This window comes from Luteococcus sp., assembly GCF_043424415.1.
In the GTDB taxonomy this organism is placed as follows: Bacteria; Actinomycetota; Actinomycetes; order Propionibacteriales; family Propionibacteriaceae; genus Luteococcus.
In genome coordinates, this window is record NZ_JBHWOO010000077.1 from 32359 (window position 1) to 48825 (window position 16467).

14 protein-coding genes are annotated in these 16467 nt (G+C 68.3%); 7 read left to right on the plus strand and 7 right to left on the minus strand.

Features of this window, described 5'->3' with window-relative positions:
• Positions 1-86: 86 nt before the first annotated feature.
• The 3 genes from ACHFFZ_RS04730 to ACHFFZ_RS04740 are packed head-to-tail and all read left to right on the plus strand — an operon-like array spanning position 87 to position 2678.
• Positions 87-1151 carry a methionine ABC transporter ATP-binding protein gene (locus ACHFFZ_RS04730; protein WP_394275509.1) on the plus strand — a complete coding sequence of 355 codons (1065 nt, stop codon included), beginning with the start codon at positions 87-89 and terminating at the stop codon, positions 1149-1151.
• Complete coding sequence (locus tag ACHFFZ_RS04735; RefSeq protein WP_394275510.1) at positions 1148-1822, plus strand: methionine ABC transporter permease; 675 nt, start codon at positions 1148-1150, stop codon at positions 1820-1822. Before ACHFFZ_RS04730 ends, ACHFFZ_RS04735 begins: the two co-directional genes overlap by 4 nt.
• 31 nt (positions 1823-1853) lie before the next feature.
• A complete protein-coding gene (locus tag ACHFFZ_RS04740) occupies positions 1854-2678 on the plus strand; it encodes a MetQ/NlpA family ABC transporter substrate-binding protein (RefSeq protein WP_394275511.1) in 825 nt (274 codons plus the stop codon).
• Positions 2679-3217: 539 nt separating this feature from the next.
• Here the strand turns inward: ACHFFZ_RS04740 and ACHFFZ_RS04745 are convergent.
• Positions 3218-4243, minus strand: coding sequence for a lactonase family protein (locus tag ACHFFZ_RS04745; RefSeq protein WP_394275512.1), 1026 nt, complete (start codon positions 4241-4243; stop codon positions 3218-3220).
• A 145-nt stretch (positions 4244-4388) separates the two neighbouring features.
• Here ACHFFZ_RS04745 and ACHFFZ_RS04750 point away from each other — a divergent pair, with 145 nt between their 5' ends.
• A complete protein-coding gene (locus tag ACHFFZ_RS04750; protein ID WP_394275513.1) occupies positions 4389-6656 on the plus strand; it encodes an aminotransferase class I/II-fold pyridoxal phosphate-dependent enzyme in 2268 nt (755 codons plus the stop codon).
• Positions 6657-6749: 93 nt separating this feature from the next.
• Here the strand turns inward: ACHFFZ_RS04750 and ACHFFZ_RS04755 are convergent, their stop codons facing one another.
• Positions 6750-6956 (minus strand): cold-shock protein, encoded by a 207-nt coding sequence (locus tag ACHFFZ_RS04755; RefSeq protein WP_394275514.1) that lies wholly within the window; start codon positions 6954-6956, stop codon positions 6750-6752.
• Positions 6957-7242: 286 nt separating this feature from the next.
• Between ACHFFZ_RS04755 and ACHFFZ_RS04760 the strand changes: the two genes are divergently transcribed.
• Together ACHFFZ_RS04760 and ACHFFZ_RS04765 are read left to right on the plus strand one after the other, a co-directional pair.
• Positions 7243-7644, plus strand: a complete 402-nt coding sequence (locus ACHFFZ_RS04760; protein WP_394275515.1) for an SRPBCC family protein — start codon at positions 7243-7245, stop codon at positions 7642-7644.
• Between the two features lie 228 nt (positions 7645-7872).
• On the plus strand, positions 7873-9354 hold the full coding sequence (locus ACHFFZ_RS04765; protein ID WP_394275516.1) for an ATP-binding protein: 1482 nt from the start codon (positions 7873-7875) through the stop codon (positions 9352-9354).
• A gap of 40 nt (positions 9355-9394) precedes the next feature.
• Here ACHFFZ_RS04765 and ACHFFZ_RS04770 read toward each other — a convergent pair whose 3' ends face one another.
• On the minus strand, positions 9395-9583 hold the full coding sequence (locus ACHFFZ_RS04770; RefSeq protein WP_394275517.1) for a hypothetical protein: 189 nt from the start codon (positions 9581-9583) through the stop codon (positions 9395-9397).
• Between the two features lie 104 nt (positions 9584-9687).
• Between ACHFFZ_RS04770 and ACHFFZ_RS04775 the strand changes: the two genes are divergently transcribed.
• Positions 9688-9867 (plus strand): hypothetical protein, encoded by a 180-nt coding sequence (locus tag ACHFFZ_RS04775; RefSeq protein ID WP_394275518.1) that lies wholly within the window; start codon positions 9688-9690, stop codon positions 9865-9867.
• 89 nt (positions 9868-9956) lie between these two features.
• On the opposite strand, the gene cydC is transcribed toward ACHFFZ_RS04775, so the two are convergent.
• From cydC to ACHFFZ_RS04795, 4 genes are read right to left on the minus strand one after another with little or no spacing between them, the layout of a single operon-like run.
• A complete protein-coding gene (gene cydC / locus ACHFFZ_RS04780) occupies positions 9957-11615 on the minus strand; it encodes a thiol reductant ABC exporter subunit CydC (RefSeq protein ID WP_394275519.1) in 1659 nt (552 codons plus the stop codon).
• The gene (cydD, locus tag ACHFFZ_RS04785; RefSeq protein ID WP_394275520.1) at positions 11612-13207 is read right to left on the minus strand and encodes a thiol reductant ABC exporter subunit CydD; all 1596 of its coding nucleotides are present in this window, start codon (positions 13205-13207) and stop codon (positions 11612-11614) included. The genes cydC and cydD overlap by 4 nt, the downstream gene beginning before the upstream one ends.
• Positions 13208-13223: 16 nt before the next feature.
• On the minus strand, positions 13224-14231 hold the full coding sequence (gene cydB / locus ACHFFZ_RS04790; RefSeq protein WP_394275521.1) for a cytochrome d ubiquinol oxidase subunit II: 1008 nt from the start codon (positions 14229-14231) through the stop codon (positions 13224-13226).
• Between the two features lie 10 nt (positions 14232-14241).
• A complete protein-coding gene (locus tag ACHFFZ_RS04795; RefSeq protein ID WP_394275522.1) occupies positions 14242-15690 on the minus strand; it encodes a cytochrome ubiquinol oxidase subunit I in 1449 nt (482 codons plus the stop codon).
• Positions 15691-16467 lie beyond the last annotated feature (777 nt).

The following is a 16467-nucleotide window of genomic DNA, read 5'->3' on the forward strand; positions in this document are numbered from 1 at the left end:
AACTCGACCGCAAGGCCACTCCTGCGCACCACTAGCCGTGCTGGCCCTCCATTGCTCATCGCTAGACCAACAGACAGGCACGATCCTTGATCGAACTCGACCATGTCTCCCGCCGCTTCTCCGGACGCCGTTCGGTAGTGGCCTTGGACGACGTGAGCCTCCACATCCCTGAAGGGGTCATCTACGGGCTCATCGGCAGTTCAGGTGCTGGGAAGTCAACGCTCCTGCGATGTATCAACCTGTTGGAGAGTCCTGACCGGGGCACCGTCTTGGTGGAAGGCGTCAATATCGCCGAACTGTCGGGGCGAGAACTCGCCAAGCAAAGACGTCGGATCGGCATGGTCTTTCAACAGTTCAACCTGCTGGAAAGCTCCACGGTCTTCGAGAACGTGGCGATGCCGATGAAGCTGGCCGGAGCAAGCAAGAGTGAGATCCGTGCCAGGGTGGACGAACTGCTGGGTTTTGTCGAACTCACGGACAAGGCCGACGCTCGTCCAGCGACGCTGTCGGGCGGTCAGAAGCAGCGCGTGGGAATTGCGCGCGCGCTGGCCAATGCTCCTTCGATCCTGCTTTGCGACGAGGCAACATCTGCCCTCGATCCTGAGACGACCGATTCGATCCTCGCGCTGTTGCGCCGGATCAATCGGGAACTCGGAGTTACCATCGTGGTGGTCACCCACGAAATGAATGTGATTGCAAAGGTGTGCCACCAAGTGGCCGTCATGAGCCAAGGACGCATCGTCGAGCAGGGCCCTGTCCTGTCGGTCTTCTCACACCCGCAGGCGGCGATCACACGCCGCTTCGTGCGGACCATCATCGACGACCGCGTCCCCCATGCGCTGGTGGCCGGCGTCCAGGCCACCACTGAGCCCAATGAGCTGTGGCGCCTCACCTACACGGGTGGGGCCTCCACAGGGCAATGGCTCTCGGAGATCAACTCGCGTTTCGAACTGCGAACGGCGCTGCTCTACGCCACCGTTCACGAGATCGACGAGCAGGTCCTCGGAGTCCTGGTGGTTCAGGCGATCGGCGACGAGGCGCAACGAGCGGCAGCACGTCGCCTCCTCGAAGACGCTGGTGTCGATGTCGCCCACCAACCCTTGGCGGAGCTGACCGCGGCTCCGGAGCTCAACGACGGGAGACCGCTGTGACCGATTTCATTGCATCCTACTTCGGCATTGGTCCAGATCAGCTCGCAAGGGCAGCGGTCGACACCCTCTACATGGTCGGATGGTCCCTGGTCCTCGGCACCATCGTGGCCATTCCCTTGGCACTTGCCCTAGTGCTGTGGCGGCCCGGCGGGATCAAGTCCAATCCTTTGGCGCATGGCTTCATCAACGCGATGGTCAACATCGTGCGATCACTGCCATTCATCATCCTGATGGTCGTCCTGATGCCCTTCACCAAACAGGTGGTGGGCACGCGAATCGGGACCACGGCAGCCTTGGTACCCCTCACAGTCTTCATCGCACCATTCATGGCGCGCCTGCTCGAGACCTCCCTGCTTGAAGTGCCCCGCGGGATCGTCGAGGCAGCTCAGTCCATGGGGGCATCCACTTGGCAGATCATCCGCTACTTCCTGCTGCCGGAAGCACGCGCCTCCATCGTGCTCGGGCTTACGACGGGCACCGTCTCCTTGGTGAATGCAACTGCCATGGCGGGTGTCATCGGGGCCGGTGGTGTGGGTGACCTTGCACTCACCTACGGCTACCAGGCCTTCAACACGCCTCTGATGCTGCTGACAGTGGTGGTGCTCATCATCTTGGTCCAGGCCATCCAGTCCATTGGGAATGCCATTTCCCGCCACCTGCGCACCCGCTGACAACATCCAACCCCACAAAGGAAACAAAACCATGAAGAAGCTCTTCGCCCTCGTGGCCGTCGTTCTCACGTTGGGACTGACACTCTCCGCCTGCGGCGGCTCCAGCAGTGCAGATGACCCCAACAAGACAGAAATTCGCTACGGCAAGGCCCAAGGCCCGTACACGGTGCTCTTCGAAGAGGCCATCATCCCGATCATGCAGAAGCAGGGCTACACGTTCACCAGGACCGACTTCTCCGATCTCGTCCAGAATGATATGGGTCTCAACGAGAAGAGCATCGACGTCAACGTCGAGCAGCACACCGCCTACATGAAGAACTTCAACGAGAAGAATGGCGGGGCGCTCGCCGCTCTGGGACCGATTCCCACCGTTCCTGCCGGCATCTACTCGCAGACTCACACATCCTTGGATCAGATCAGCGATGGCGCGAAGATCGCCGTTCCCAACGACGCAGCCAACACCTCTCGCGCCTACGCCCTGTTGCAAAAGGCGGGCTGGATCAAGCTTGACCCGGCCAAGGACGTGTCCACCGTCACCAAGAGCGATATCGTCTCGAACCCCAAGAAGCTGCAGTTCACCGAGCTCCTGAACACCACCATCCCGACCACGCTTGGTGACTTCGACTATGGCGTCATCACGGGATCGATCGTCTACAACGCCAAGATGGATCCTTCCAAGGCACTGCTGCAGGAGGACATCCTGCCCCACCTCGTGCTGCAGGTGGTGGTCCACGAGGACAACAAGGACGCGAAGTGGGCCAAGGACATTGTCTCGGCCTACAACAGCCAGGAATTCAAGGACTATCTGGCCAAGAACAACAATGGCCTCTGGTGGATCCCGGAGGAGCTGCGCTGACCGTGCGAGGGGCTAGACACTGACTGCAGTTCTGGTCATTCATGACCAGAACTGCAGTCAGACCTTCCAGCACTCGAGTGATGGCGTGTGTGCACATGCTCGCGCGACGTCTTCGACCGTCGGCGCCAGCTTCGACGGGAGCACCAGGCAACCAGGACCCGCGATGACGGCCACTGCCAGTCCGAGTGGCAGGACGACCTGCCGGTGGGCCGCCTGACCCTTGAGCATGCGGACGACGAAGTGGTAGCGAACTTGGTTCGAGCTCGCCGCACCCTTGGCAGGGTCGACGGACTCCAGGCGACAGGAGAAGACCGTCCCCGCCCCGGCGACTGACTCGGCGGGGGGCAGCTGCGCGCACGAGCAGGCGCAGACGGGCCGGGCGGGGCAATCAGCAGCAGGGGCACCGTGACCGTCAGCGCCGCGAGGACGCGTGGGCACGGTGCCCGTGACGCCCTGTCGCAGGACGTTTCATGGCCCCACTGAGCCCCGCCGTTCGGGATAGCGGGCCGAGTTGCCGACGAATCGTGACGGGCGAGTGGTCAGGGCTGGGTGATGCGCGCCCAGTTCGCTCCGGCCTCATTGGGCACCTCGGAGACCTTGGCCAGCCGGCCGCGGTCGTCGACGCGCCACAGCTGCAGCACGGCGGCCTTCTCGCCGGGCACCAGGGCATGCTGCTCGTCGGGGGTGACGACGAAGCCACGCGGCTGGGTGCTCACCTCGGCCAGCGAGACGGCATCGGCCAGGGTGCCGTCATCGGCCACCGGCAGCACGGCCAGCGTCGACTCGGTGCGCTCGCTGACCAACAGCCACCGCCCCTCGGGACCGGCCAGGTGCAGGTCGGCTCCCCAGATGTAGTGGTTCTCCAGCGGGTCCTCGTCGATGACGCTGTGCTTGAGGCCACGATCGGTGGCGTGGGCGGTCACCTGCTGCACCAGCTCGATCTGGCCGCTCTTCGGGTCGCGGGCGAAGCGCAGCACCTCGCCGGAGAACTCGGTGACGACGTAGAGGTTGCGGCCGTCGGTGCTGGTGATGGCGTGGCGGGGGCCGCTGCCGGCGGGGCAGGCGACGGTGTGGTCCGCCAGCGCCTCCAGCTGACCGTCCTCGGTGAGGCGGTAGCAGGCCACCAGGTCCTCGCCGAGGGAGACGAAGTAGACGAACTGGTCGTGCTGGATGACGCAGTGCAGCCGCTCGAAGCTGATCCGGTCGGTCGGCTCGCCCAGGCTGCCGTCGTCCTGGATCGGCCAGACCAGCCCGAGGCCAGCGCCGTAGTCGGCGCCGAGCAGCAGGCCGCCGTCGTCGCTGACGCGCAGGTAGCTGGGATGGCTGGGCAGTTCGCGGTGGCTGCTGGTGGTCCAGGTCCCGGATTGCTGGTCCAGGTCGATGGTGGCCACGCCCGTGGGTTCCTTGAGCGAGACATAGGCGCGTCGGCCGCTGTGGTCGACGGCCATCGCGGAGACGCCCTTGCCGATCGGGCTGGTGGCCTTCGGTGTGAGGTCCTCGCCGTCGAGGACGAAGGTGGTGATGGTGCCGTCGGCGGCGCAGGTGGTGCTTGCCAGGTAGCTCATGGGCCCAGCCTAGGAGGCACGACTGCCGAGCACACCACTTGAACAGTGTTCAATTTCTGGTGCTAGCCTGAGGCAGGCACGCGGCCCCACGACGCGGTGGGGCCGGTGCAGAACCGGCCTGACAGGGCAGAACGGGGTGCGCGACATGGACCAGTGGCTGGAATGGGCAACCCACCGGGCGCACAGGGCGGAGCGCACCGGCATCGAGCGCAGGACGCGCACGGCACCGCCCGATGCCCTCGACCTGGCCTCCAATGACTACCTCGGCCTGGCACACCACCCGGAGGTCCGCCGGGCCGCCGTCGGCCACCTGCAGGACGGCCCGCTGGGCGCGGGAGGCTCACGGGTCGTGACGGGCACCCACCCGGCCCACGAGCTGCTGGAGCAGGAGCTGTGTGCACTGACCGGAGCCCGCGCCGCACTGGTCTTCTCCTGCGGCTACACCGCGAACATGGGTGCCCTGGGTGCCCTCGCCGGCCCCAGGAGCCGGCTGCTGCTCGACGCCCAGGCCCACGCCAGCCTGCACGACGGCGCCCGCCTGGCCCATGCCGAGGTCGCCACCTTCGGCCACGACGACCTCGACGAGCTGCGGGCCCTGCTGGCGCAGACCGGTCGCCGCACCACTGTCGCGGTCGAGTCGGTCCACTCGGTGCTCGGCGATGCCGCCGACCTCGCCGAGTTGCACCGCCTCTGCCGAGAGGCAGGAGCCGCCCTGCTGGTGGACGAGGCGCACACCATCGGCACACTGGCCGAGGGCAGCTGGGCCGCTCGCGACGGACTCTTCGACGACCACCCCGAGGCCCCGCCGGTGGTCGTGACCGCCACGCTGTCGAAGGCGCTGGGCGCCCAGGGCGGGGCCCTCCTGTTCGGCGGCAGCGATGCGAAGCTGTGGCGGGCACACATGGTGAACCTGGCGCGGGGATTCATCTTCGACACCGGCCTGTCACCCGCCGTCGCGGCCGGGGCGGCACGCGCCTGCCAGCTGGCCGGCGACGGCGACCTGGTGGCGCGGCTGTCGGCCACCCGGGAGCGCACCATCACGGGGCTTCGTCGTCGCCCCCTGGTGGCCAAGCACCTGGAGCCCGGCGCGGGGTCGGTGGTCTCGGTACGGATGCCCTCCCCGGCCGCCGCGGTGGAGGCAGCCGACGTGCTGCGCGAGCGTGGGGTCCTGGTGGGCTGCTTCCGCCCGCCGAGTGTTCCCGACCGGATCGCCCGGCTGCGGCTCACCTGCCATGCCGACACCGATCCAGACCGTCTGGAACTGGCACTGGCGCAGGTCTGTGACGTGGTGGAACTGGCCTGGGGAGCGCCAGCCACGTGCCCCTTCCGCCACGCCGACGGCCGGCCCGTCGAGCACCGCGAGGACCATCGGCTCGTCCAGGAACCGGGGCTGGTGCGTGAGGTGTTGGCCAGGCCTGAGGACTTCGCCGCCGACAATGCGCTGCAGGCCCTGCGTCCCTTCTCCCGGGAGGCCGCCCGGGTGCTGGTGCGTGCCGGTTTCCGACTGCCGCCGGTGCTGGCCTCGGCCAATGGCGAGCTGCACCGCGCCGTACGGCGCGTGCTCACCCCCTTCTTCTCGCCTGCCCGCGTCAAGGCCCAGCGCGGGCTGGTGCAGCGCCTGGTGCGCGAGCAGCTCGACGGGCTGGCCGGCGAGCTGGACCAGGGCCTGGACCTTGCCACCACCGTTGCCGCCCATGTCCCGGCACAGATCGCCTCGACCCTGAGCGGGGTGCCGAACCCGCCGCACGACGAGCTCTCGCGGTGGAGTGCCGACTCGCTGGAGCTCTTCTGGGGCTGGCCCGACGACGAGCGCCAGCTGCAGCTGGCCACGTCGGCCGCCGACTTCCACCCGTGGCTGCGCGAACAGGTGCGACGCAGCACTGGCTCCGGGAACCTCTTCGGGGCGTTGGCGAAGGCCGGCATCGACCAGGACCGGATCGTCTCGTTGGGCTACTTCCTGGTGATCGCCGGCCAGGAGACGACGCGCATGCTGATCGCCACCTGCCTGCACCTGGCCCTGTCCGAGCCGGGGCGATGGGCGGCCTGCGGGGATGAGGAGGATGGCCTGCAAGCCTGCACCGAGGTGGTGCGCCAGGCGCTCGCGACCAGTTCCTCGACGCCCACCTGGCGACGGGTCGCCAGCAGCGACACCCAGCTGGGCGACGAAGCGATCCGAGCCGGCGAGCAGGTCCTGGTGCAGTTGTCGGGAGGGCCGGACGGCGACTGGTCGCTGGCCTTCGGGCACGGCATCCACCGCTGCCTCGGAGCAGGCCTGGCCGAGATGGAGGCGACGGTGATCCTGTACGAGACCGCCCGTGCCCTGCCGCGGGCACAGCTGATCAGCCAGGAGGTGCCGTGGTTGCGCCTGTTGAGCTTCCAGGCGCCGCGCAGTGTGGTGGTGCGGGCCGTCTGAACGGCTGCAGGCACGACGAAGGCCGCCACCGGGTGAGGTGACGGCCTTCGTGGATGCTGGACCGGCGAGCGGTTCAGCGACGCATTGCTGCGATCAGCGCAGGACGGAGATGTTCGACGCCTGGGGGCCCTTGGGGCCCTGGGTCAGCTCGTACTCGACCTTGTCGTTCTCGTCGAGCGAGCGGAAGCCGCCGGAGTTGATCGCGGAGAAGTGGGCGAAGACGTCGGCGGAGCCGTCGTCCGGCTGGATGAAGCCGAAGCCCTTGTCAGCGTTGAACCACTTCACGGTGCCTGTAGCCATGATATTTCCTTCGTTCTGTGGAGCGACCACGTCTTGGTCGCTACCGGGGACTTGCTCGTCACACATTTCAGAAGGAACTACCAACTCTCACGAGTTGCTACCGCGATGAAGCCAAACCAACTGCCGAACAATGAGATCAGCCTACGCGGGATTTCGGGCAGCCCTGACCAATTCGTCGCCCGTCGGTGAACTTTCACGGCATAACCCGTAGCCACAGCCCTGGAAATAGTTTCTGGAGGTACCCGAAAAGCCCCTCACACCGGCCATGTCTGCCACAATTCCCGCCATGGGCACCCACTTCGTCGTCGAGGCCACCAGCAGCCTGCCGCCCGAGCAGGCCCTGGCTCGCGTGCTCGACCTGGACCGCCACCGACCGCCCCTCACGACGCTGCACTGGCAACGCCCGCTGCGGCCCGGATCGACGGTGGTGGCCCGCACCGCTCTGGGCCCGCTCGGCTTCGACGACACCATGGTGGTGCGCGAGCTCGACGCACGCCACGCCCGCCTGGAGAAGACGGGGCGCGTGGTGCGAGGCATGACGACGATCGCTGTCGCGGCCATGCCCAGCGGGGGGAGCCGGGTGCACTGGCAGCAGGAGCTCTCGGTGACGGGCATGCCGTGGGCGCTGCCCGTGCGGGTGGCCGGACGGATCTTCTACCGGGGCCTGCTGCGTCGCAGCCTGGGCTGATTGGCAGGACGTGAATGAACCCAAGCAGTTGAGCGTTCCACCGCCCTCGAAAACCCTTCACCCCCTGGCAGAACGCGCCGCTCGCCCCGACCGACGGGAATCAGGGACTGGATGTGAAGGACCTGAGTCTTCAACTCTCACTACAACTCTCATTCATGATTGCACTGAGAGTTGTAGTCTGCCAGTGAGAATTGGAGTGACGAGAGGCTGGCCGAGGCGATCACGCAGATGCGTGATCGCCGTGGAGACACGACCTCCATCGAGGTGAAGCGCGCCGCCGGTGGCGTCCCGGTGATGCCAGAAACCCTTGCAGCGTTCGCCAACATGCCCGACGGTGGCACCGTCATCCTCGGCCTCGACGAGGCGGGTGGACGATTTGACGTGGTCGGCGTGCCCGACATCGCAACTCTTGAGGCAGGCCTCGTCTCCATCGCCCGTCAGGCAGTCCATCCAGCGCCGCTCCTGGACTTCCAGACCTTTCAGGTCGATGGCCACTCGGTCCTGGTCGCCCACGTGGCACCGCTCCACATCGCCGACAAGCCCGCCACCGTGGCCGGACGTGCGTACCTTCGTCAGGCGGACGGCGACTATCCCATGCACCCGCATGAGCTCCGGATGCTCGAGGTGGCGAAGCTCCACAGCGACGAACAGGTGAACCACGACCTGGCTCCCGCCATCGGACGCGGGCGGGCAGATCTGGATGCGGATCTGGTTGCCAAGTACCTTGACAACGTCCGCCGTCACGACCGGCGGCTGCGTGATTGCACGGACGCCCAGATCCTGCAGATGACCAATGTGCTGAACTCTTCTGACGAGCCGACCGTGGCTGGCCTCTACTCGCTCGGGACATACCCCCAGGGCCAGTACCCCGCGCTCACGGTGACTGCTGCAGTACAGCTGGCCGGCGGGGAGGGCCAGGCCCGTAACCGCAATCTGCAGGACTTCACAGGCCCAGTCCCAGCCTTGCTCGAGGACATCCTCGGCTGGGTCCAGAACAACCTCGACACGGTCCACCGCTACCGTGACGACGGTCACATGGAAGAGATCCCGGAGCTGCCCCTCAATGCCGTCCGCGAGCTGGTCGCCAACGCCTTGGTACATCGCGACCTCGGCCCGAGCACCCTGGGCACAGGCAAGCAGATCCAGATCCGACTCACTGCAAAGAGCTTCTTCATTCACAGTCCGGGTGGCCTTCGGGGGGTTTCACTGACTCAGCTGGTCAGCGTCGAGCACGCCCAGGCTGCGGTGAACCAGCGGCTGTACCAGATCGCCAAACGCCTGACGAGCTCGGACGGCGCCTCCATCATCGAGGGCGAGGGCGGGGGTATTCGAGAGGTCTTCCGCTCTGTGCAGGACCGAGGCCTGTCACGCCCCCAGCTGGTCGACACCGGAGTTCAGTTCAAGGCTCTGCTCTGGCGCCCGCGCAGCGGTTCCGATACCGCCTCGCCACCCGCCGTCACCTCGCAGAGCGGACCAGTGGTCACCGCATCGCTGCGAAGCACCTCGCCCACCCGCAATGAACCTCTCGTGCTCTCAACCCTGGGCAACAGCACTGCGCCCCTGACCATCCACGAACTGGTCAGCGGGACCGGGCTGACGATGGGACAGGTGCGCTATGCCCTGGACCAGCCACTACGGGATGGCCTCGTGGTCATGGACGGGCAGCAGGGGTCCCGGTCAACCCGTTACCGGCTCTCCGGTGACGAGTGACCCAAGGACCGGCCACTCCACCCGAACTGGGGACAGAGCGTCACCCCTGCATCGCCCCACGACCCGACACCCGAGTCCGGTGGTCGACGATGCGGTAGGCGATGGTGGCCACCGTCAGCCACGCGGGGGCGACCAGAAGCTCCCCGGCCGCTCCCGACCACGGGCTTCGACCGGCCAGACTGGCACGCATCGCGTCGAGGGCGTGCTGCAGCGGCAGAAAGCCACCCACGGTGTGCAGCGCCGGGTGTGAGCAGGGCTCCCGAGGTGAGGACCAGGAGGCTCCCCGCCGTGTTGTGGATGAGGTCCTGCGACTGGTTGCCGATGGCGCGGGCAATGATGGCCAGCCCGAAAGCGGTGCAGGCCACCACCGCAGGCAGCAGGATCCAACTGCGTTGCAGTACTGGCAGCACCATTGCCGGGCTGCCCATGACCATCGCGACCACCACGCACATCTACCCAAAGCTCCCCAAGAAGCCCGAACGCATGGCGAATGGCCGCACACCGATCTGGTGACATGCCGGCACCAGGAGTCCCCCAGTCAGAGGATGAGGCCCTGGGTGCCGCCCTCACATCCATGCCACTGGGTTCCGCATGCACGGATACTACGGTGCGGCCAGACCCACCCGGCCACTGGCGTGCTGGACCCCCTCGTCGTGATGGCTCACCAGCACGACGGCCCGGTCGGACAGTGCCTTCGCCAGGTCTTCCATGACGACCTGGGCCGTGACCGGGTCGAGGTGGGCCAGCGGCTCGTCGAGCAGGACCACCGAACGCTCCGAAAGCACGGCCCTGGCCAGGCCGAAGCGGGCGCGCTCTCCCCCCGAAAGCCGCCTGCCACCGGCCCCCAGGAGTTCGTCGAGCCCCCCGGGGAGGCTCTGGAACCAGCTCCCCAGACCCACTGTCTGCAAGGCTCCCAGCAGCTCCCGGTCCGTCGCGGAGGGACTGGCCAGACGAAGGTTCTCGCGGACGGTGGAGGCGAAGACGTGCACCTCGTCGTCGACCAGCACCAGCCCCCGACGTGCCACCGCGGGCGGCTCGGCCAGGGCATCGCGCCCCTCCAACAGGTAGCTTCCGCCGGTTGGGTCGAGGTGGCGGGCCAGGACCGCCAGCAGGGTCGACTTGCCCGAGCCGCTGGGCCCCTGCACGACGACGAACTGGCCCGGCTCGACGCCGAGGTCGGTGGGTGCCAGGGCCGGACGTTCACTGTCCCAGCGGGCCGTCAGCCCGTGCGCGTCGAGAATCCGCGGCGCCCCATCGGCGGGGAGCTCGCGTGCCGGCTCCGACCCCTCCTCCGGAATGATCTCGGCGCCCGCCACGGCCGGCTCCATGGCCAGCAGCCCTTCCAGTCGTCTACCGGCGGCCCGGGCACGGGCGAGGGAACCCACTGCATCCGGGATGCCACCGATCACCTCGCCCAGGGCGACGGGGGTCAGCACCAGCAGTGCTGCCACCGGGGTCGACATGCCCCGCGCCAGCCAGGGTTCCACCACCGCTGCCATCCACACCGCATGGCCGACCGTGACGACGGGCACCAGCCCCACACCCACCGCACGCCCCCACGCCTGGCGGCTGACGGCCCGGGCCAGCCGCTGCTGGGCCTCGTCCAGCGCCCGCAGCGCCCACGCCTGGCCACCGGCTGCCGCCACCTCCGCCTCGACCCGCACCACCACGGCCGACAGGGTGGCCACACTCGCCCGCGCGGCGACCACCGAGGCCTGGCCGCGGCTCTCGAGCCACCAGCCCACCACGCCCACCACAGCGGCACAGACCATCGAGCTGAGCACCACGGGCACGGCGGGCAGGAAGACGAGGGCATCGATGAGGGCCGCCGCACAGCCCGCCACCACCAGCGAGACCAGGGGGACGACCACCCTGACCTGGGCCTGGGTGACGTCCTCGAGGTCGTCGACCACCCCGGCCAGCAGGTCGCCCCGGCCCCGACGCCCCAGCCGTGCGGGAGCCAGCGGAACCAGGCGCTGGTAGACCCGTCCGCGCTCCTCGGCGAGGGCCGACAGGGCGGCATCGTGGGAGCGGACCCGTTCCCGGTAGCGCAGCACCGGGCGCGCCATGCCGAAGGCCCGCACCCCCACGATGGCCGTCATCAGCGTCAGGATCGGCGGGCGCAGGGACGCCGCCACCACGAGCCAGCCCGACAGTGCCGTCAGTGCAACACCCGAGGCCAGGGCGAGCCCTCCCTCGATCGAGGCCGGCAGGATGCCGGGCACCAGACGTCGCACGCGGTACCGGCCGGCGCCCATCATCGCCCCCTCGCAAGGGCTGCGCCGTCGCCGACACCGACGACGGCATCGGCCGCGGCGACCAGGGAAGGCCGGTGGGAGGCTGCGACGACGATGTGCTCCCGGGCCGCCTGCCGGACCACGTCGTCGATGACGGCCTCGGTGCCGGCATCCAGGTTGGCGGTGGGCTCGTCGAGCAGCAGCAGCGGAGCGTCGGACAGCAGGGCACGTGCCAGGGCGACTCGGGCCCGCTGCCCGGCCGACAGCCCGAAGCCGTCCTCGCCGAGGGTGGTGTCGAGCCCCCGGGGAAGACTGGCGAGCAGGTCGCCGAGCGCCACCCGGTCGAGCACCTCGCCCAGCTCCCGGTCGCTGACCGGCCGCGGCGACGACAGTGTCAGGTTGGTCCGCAGGGAGGCCGGGGCGAGGAAGGGTCGTTGGGTGACCAGGTGGGCGCGGGGTGCCAGGACCTGCCCCGAGGTGGGGACGCGTAGCCCCGCCAGCAGTTCCAGGGTCGTCGTCTTGCCCGATCCGGACGGCCCCACGAGCACGGTCAGCCCTCGCTCCGCGGTGAAGGACAGGCCGGTCAGGACGTCGGAGGAGGTCGGGGCGTGCCGGAAAAAGACCTGGTGGACGATGGCGCGGTCCTCGTCGCGTCGGCCCTCCTCCGGCACATCGACGGGGCCGGCGAGGATCGTGGCGATCGTCCCCAGTGCCGTCGCCCCGTCGGCCGCACTGTGGAATTCTGCGCCGACGCGCCGGATCGGCCAGTAGGCCTCGGGGGCCAGCAGGATCAGCGGCAGCCCCACCGCCAGGGACATGCCGCCCTCGGCCAGCCGGATGCCGGTGAGCACCGCCACGATCGCCACTGAGAGGGTGGCCAGCAGCTCCAGGGCAGCCGAGCTGAGGAAGGCGATGCGCAGGGTCTCGACGGTGGCCCTGCGGTGGGCATCGCTGACCGTGCGGATGGTGCCTGACTGGAGGTGCGCACGGGAGTGCGAGACCAGGGTCGGGAGTCCTCGCATGATGTCCAGGAAGTGGTGCGAGAGCTGTTCCAGGGCCTGCCACCGCTGTTCGGTGGCATCCCGGGTCGCCATGCCGATCAAGGCCGCGAACAAGGGCAGCAAGGGGATGGTGAGCACGGGCACCAGGGCCGTCCACGGGTCCAGGAAGACCATGGCGAGCACCACGCCGAAGGGGACGACGACGGCGGAGACCAGCGACGGCAGGTAGCGCGAGACATAGGGTTCGACCGAGCCCACGCCTTGGGTCAGCAGCGTCACCGTCTCGTGCTGGTCCTCGTCATCCCGGCGCAGCCCCTGAGCCATGGCATGGTCCGCGAGCCGCCGGCGAAGGCCACCGGAGACGACCGTCCCCGCCCGTGCCGCGACCAGTTCACCGACGGCCACCACCAGGCCCCGGGCGACGAAGGCGAGCACCACCCGCAGTCCCGCGGAGTGCAGAGCCTCGCCCTGCACCACGGCCAGGACCAGCCCTGCCACCGCCAGCGCCTGCGCGATGGCCGCGACACCCGAGAGCACCCCCAACACCGTCAGCGCCGCCAGGTGCGGTCGGGCTCCAGGCACCAGGGCGAGCAGCCGCCGGTCGAAGGGTTCCATGCGCGGTCGGGGCCCCTCAGCCGTGGGCTTCTGCAAGGTCCTCGACGCTGATCCGGCGCCGGAAGACCCAGTAGGTGTAGCCGGTGTAGAGCAGCACGACCGGGGTGATCACCCCTGCCGCGCCCGTCATGATCCTGAGCGTCAGCGGGCTGCTCGCGGCGTTGAGGTGGGTCAGGGACCATGCGGGATCGAGGGTGGAGGGCATCACGTCGGGGAAGAGTGCCGCGAACAGGCTGGCCACCCCCATCGCGATGGCCACGCAACTGGCCAGGAAGGCGGGCCGCTCGCGCCCGCCGGCCAGGAGCACCGACAGCACGAGGGCGACGGCCGCGATGGCGAACAGGACCCAGGCCCCGGTGCTCGAACGCTGGCTGAGGACGGTGAGGAGCCAGACGGCCACGAGACCGACGGCGGGGATCCCCAGGCGACGGGCGGCGCGGCGGGCCGCGTGGTGCAGGGCACCCCCGGTCTTCAGGGCGAGGAAGAGGGCACCGTGGAAGAGGCACAGCACCGCCATGGCGATGCCACCCAGGAGCGCCAGCGGGTTGAAGAGCCCGAGCAGGCCGCCCACGTATTCCATGTCGGCATCGATCGGAACCCCCACCACGATGTTGGTGAAGGCCACTCCCCAGACGAAGGCCGGGACCCAGGAGCCGATCATGATCCCGGCATCACACCACCGGCGCCAGGCCTCGTCGCTGCGCTTGGGGCGGTACTCCAGCGCGACGCCGCGCATGATGAGGGCCACCAGCACCAGGAGCAGGGGAATGTAGAAGCCGGAGAAGAGCGTCGCGTACCAGTGGGGGAAGGCCGCGAAGATGGCTCCTCCCGCCGTGATCAGCCAGACCTCGTTGCCGTCCCAGTGCGGCCCGATGGTGGTGAGCATCACGCGTCGACGGTCGGGGGACTCGGCAGGGTCTCCGTCGAGGATGGGCAGCAGCATGCCCACACCGAAGTCGAAACCCTCCAGGACGAAGTAGCCGATCCACAGCACGGCGATGGTGGAGAACCAGAACAGTTCCATGGCAATTTCCTCAGTAGGAGAAGACGAGTCGCTGGTCGGATGGCCTGCCGGTTCCGCTCGGCCCGGACGGAATGGGCACCGGCACGGCCCCCTGGCGCACATAGCGCAGCAGCAGCTTCACCTCGACCACGGCCAGTGCCCCGTACAGCAGGGTGAAGGCGCTCATCGAGACCAGGACCTCCACCGTCGAGACCCCCGGGGAGACTGCGGATGCGGTGGTCATCAGGCCGAAGACGGCCCACGGCTGGCGTCCCGTCTCGGTGAAGATCCAGCCGAAGGAGTTGGCGAGCAGCGGCAGGAGGGGGGTGGCCATGATGAGCCAGTGCCACCACGCTTGGCGCAGTGCGCTGGTGGATGCCGACCGTCGAGTCATCCACAGCACCAGCGCGCCCACGCCCATGGCGGCGAAGCCGGTGCCCATCATGAGGCGGAAGGTCCAGTAGGCCAGCGGGATGTTCGGGGTGTAGCGCGAGCCCGTGTCGGCGGTGAGCTCTCCTGCGCCATAGGTCTGCGCGTACTCCTCCCGCAGGTTGTCGATGCCCTCGATCTCGGCAGTGAAGTCGCCCTTGCCCAGGAAGGAGAGCAGGCCGGGGACCTCGATCCAGTGGTGGGCATTCTCGCCGTTGAGGTCGCCGGTGCTCAGCACGGAGAAGGGGGCGCCCGACGAGGTTTCGTAGTGGGCTTCCGCCGCCGCCATCTTCATGGGCTGAACCTCGGTCATCACCTTGCCCTGGAGGTCACCCGATCCGACCACGAGGGCTCCGGAGGCCAGCATCACGATGGCGGCGCTGCGCGTGGCACGCCGGTACATGCCCAGATCCGCGGACTCGCCGGGACGGCGCAGGTGCCACAGGGCCGCGGCGAGCACGAGTGCCGCGCCGGTCATGTAGGCGGCAGCCATGACGTGGGGGAAGGTGACCAGCTGGACCTTGTTGATCAGGACGGCGACGAAGTCGGTCATCTCGGCGCGCCCGGTCTCCGGGTTGAAGCGGTAGCCCACCGGGTGCTGCATGAAGGAGTTCGCGGCCAGGATGAAGTAGGCCGACAGGGCCGTCCCGATGTGGACGATCCACATGCTGGCGGCGTGCAGCTTCTCCGGGATGCGCCCCCAGCCGAAGATCCACAGGCCGAGGAAGGTGGACTCGAGGAAGAAGGCCAGCAGCGCCTCGAAGGCCAGCGGGGCGCCGAAGATGTCCCCCACGAAGCGGGAGTAGTCGGACCAGTTCATCCCGAACTGGAACTCCTGGACGATCCCGGTGACGAGCCCCAGGGCGAAGTTGATCGTGAACAGGCTGCCGAGCCACTTCGTCATGCGCAGGTGCTCCGGCTTGTGGCTCCGCACCCAGGCCGTGTGATAGGCGGCCACGAAGGCCGACAACCCGATCGTGATCGGCACAAACAAGAAGTGGTACACGGTCGTGATGGCGAACTGCCACCGAGCGAGGGTGACTTGGTCCACGGTTTTCCCCTGCCACGAGTCCTCAGATGTCAGGAAATCCAGACACCATGGCGTCAGGATAACCCGACACCTGGGGAACTCAACCGGCGATCCAGCAGGGGCACGCGCCGCAGCGTGGCAGCCGTCAGGAGAAGGTCAGCTACCTCGAGGACGATCCTTGGGCAGCCCTTGCGGCCGCGCCACTGCCTCGCACCATGCGCCGGCTGCGAGCCTGGCCCTGGACACACAGGCAACCCTCGGAACCCCAGGCCGGACATTCACACTCAGCCTGGGCCTGACCCTTGCAGCTCACATGTCCCCACCGTTCATGCGCCGACTGCCGGGTCATCCCGGTGGCCTCTCCGATGGCAGCCCACGACGCCCCAGCAATCCGGGCAGCAGCCACGGCGGCGTCCAGCCTGTCCTGCGCCTGGAGCACGGAGCGACGGGCTGCGACCACGGCCTTCAGCGTGGGATCTGGCGACATGACATGACTCTCTCTGACGGGCGATGCTCACGACCGAGGGGCCACCATGCTACCGGTGCCCACACAGGCCTTGCGCGCCCGGGCGACATGGACTGCCCCGCGGAACAGCTGCCTGGGTTGGGGTCGCGGGCACGAAGCTGCCGAGCACCTGCTTGGGTCAGCACCGGAGGCGCCACACATCCCGCTGCCGCCCGACAGTCGGCGCCAGTCAACACTCGCGGCAGGCCCCTGGCAGCACCCGCACACGACGAAGGGCCCCGATCCGAAGATCGGGGCCCTTCCGTGATGTGCGCGAGAGAGGAGTTGAGCCG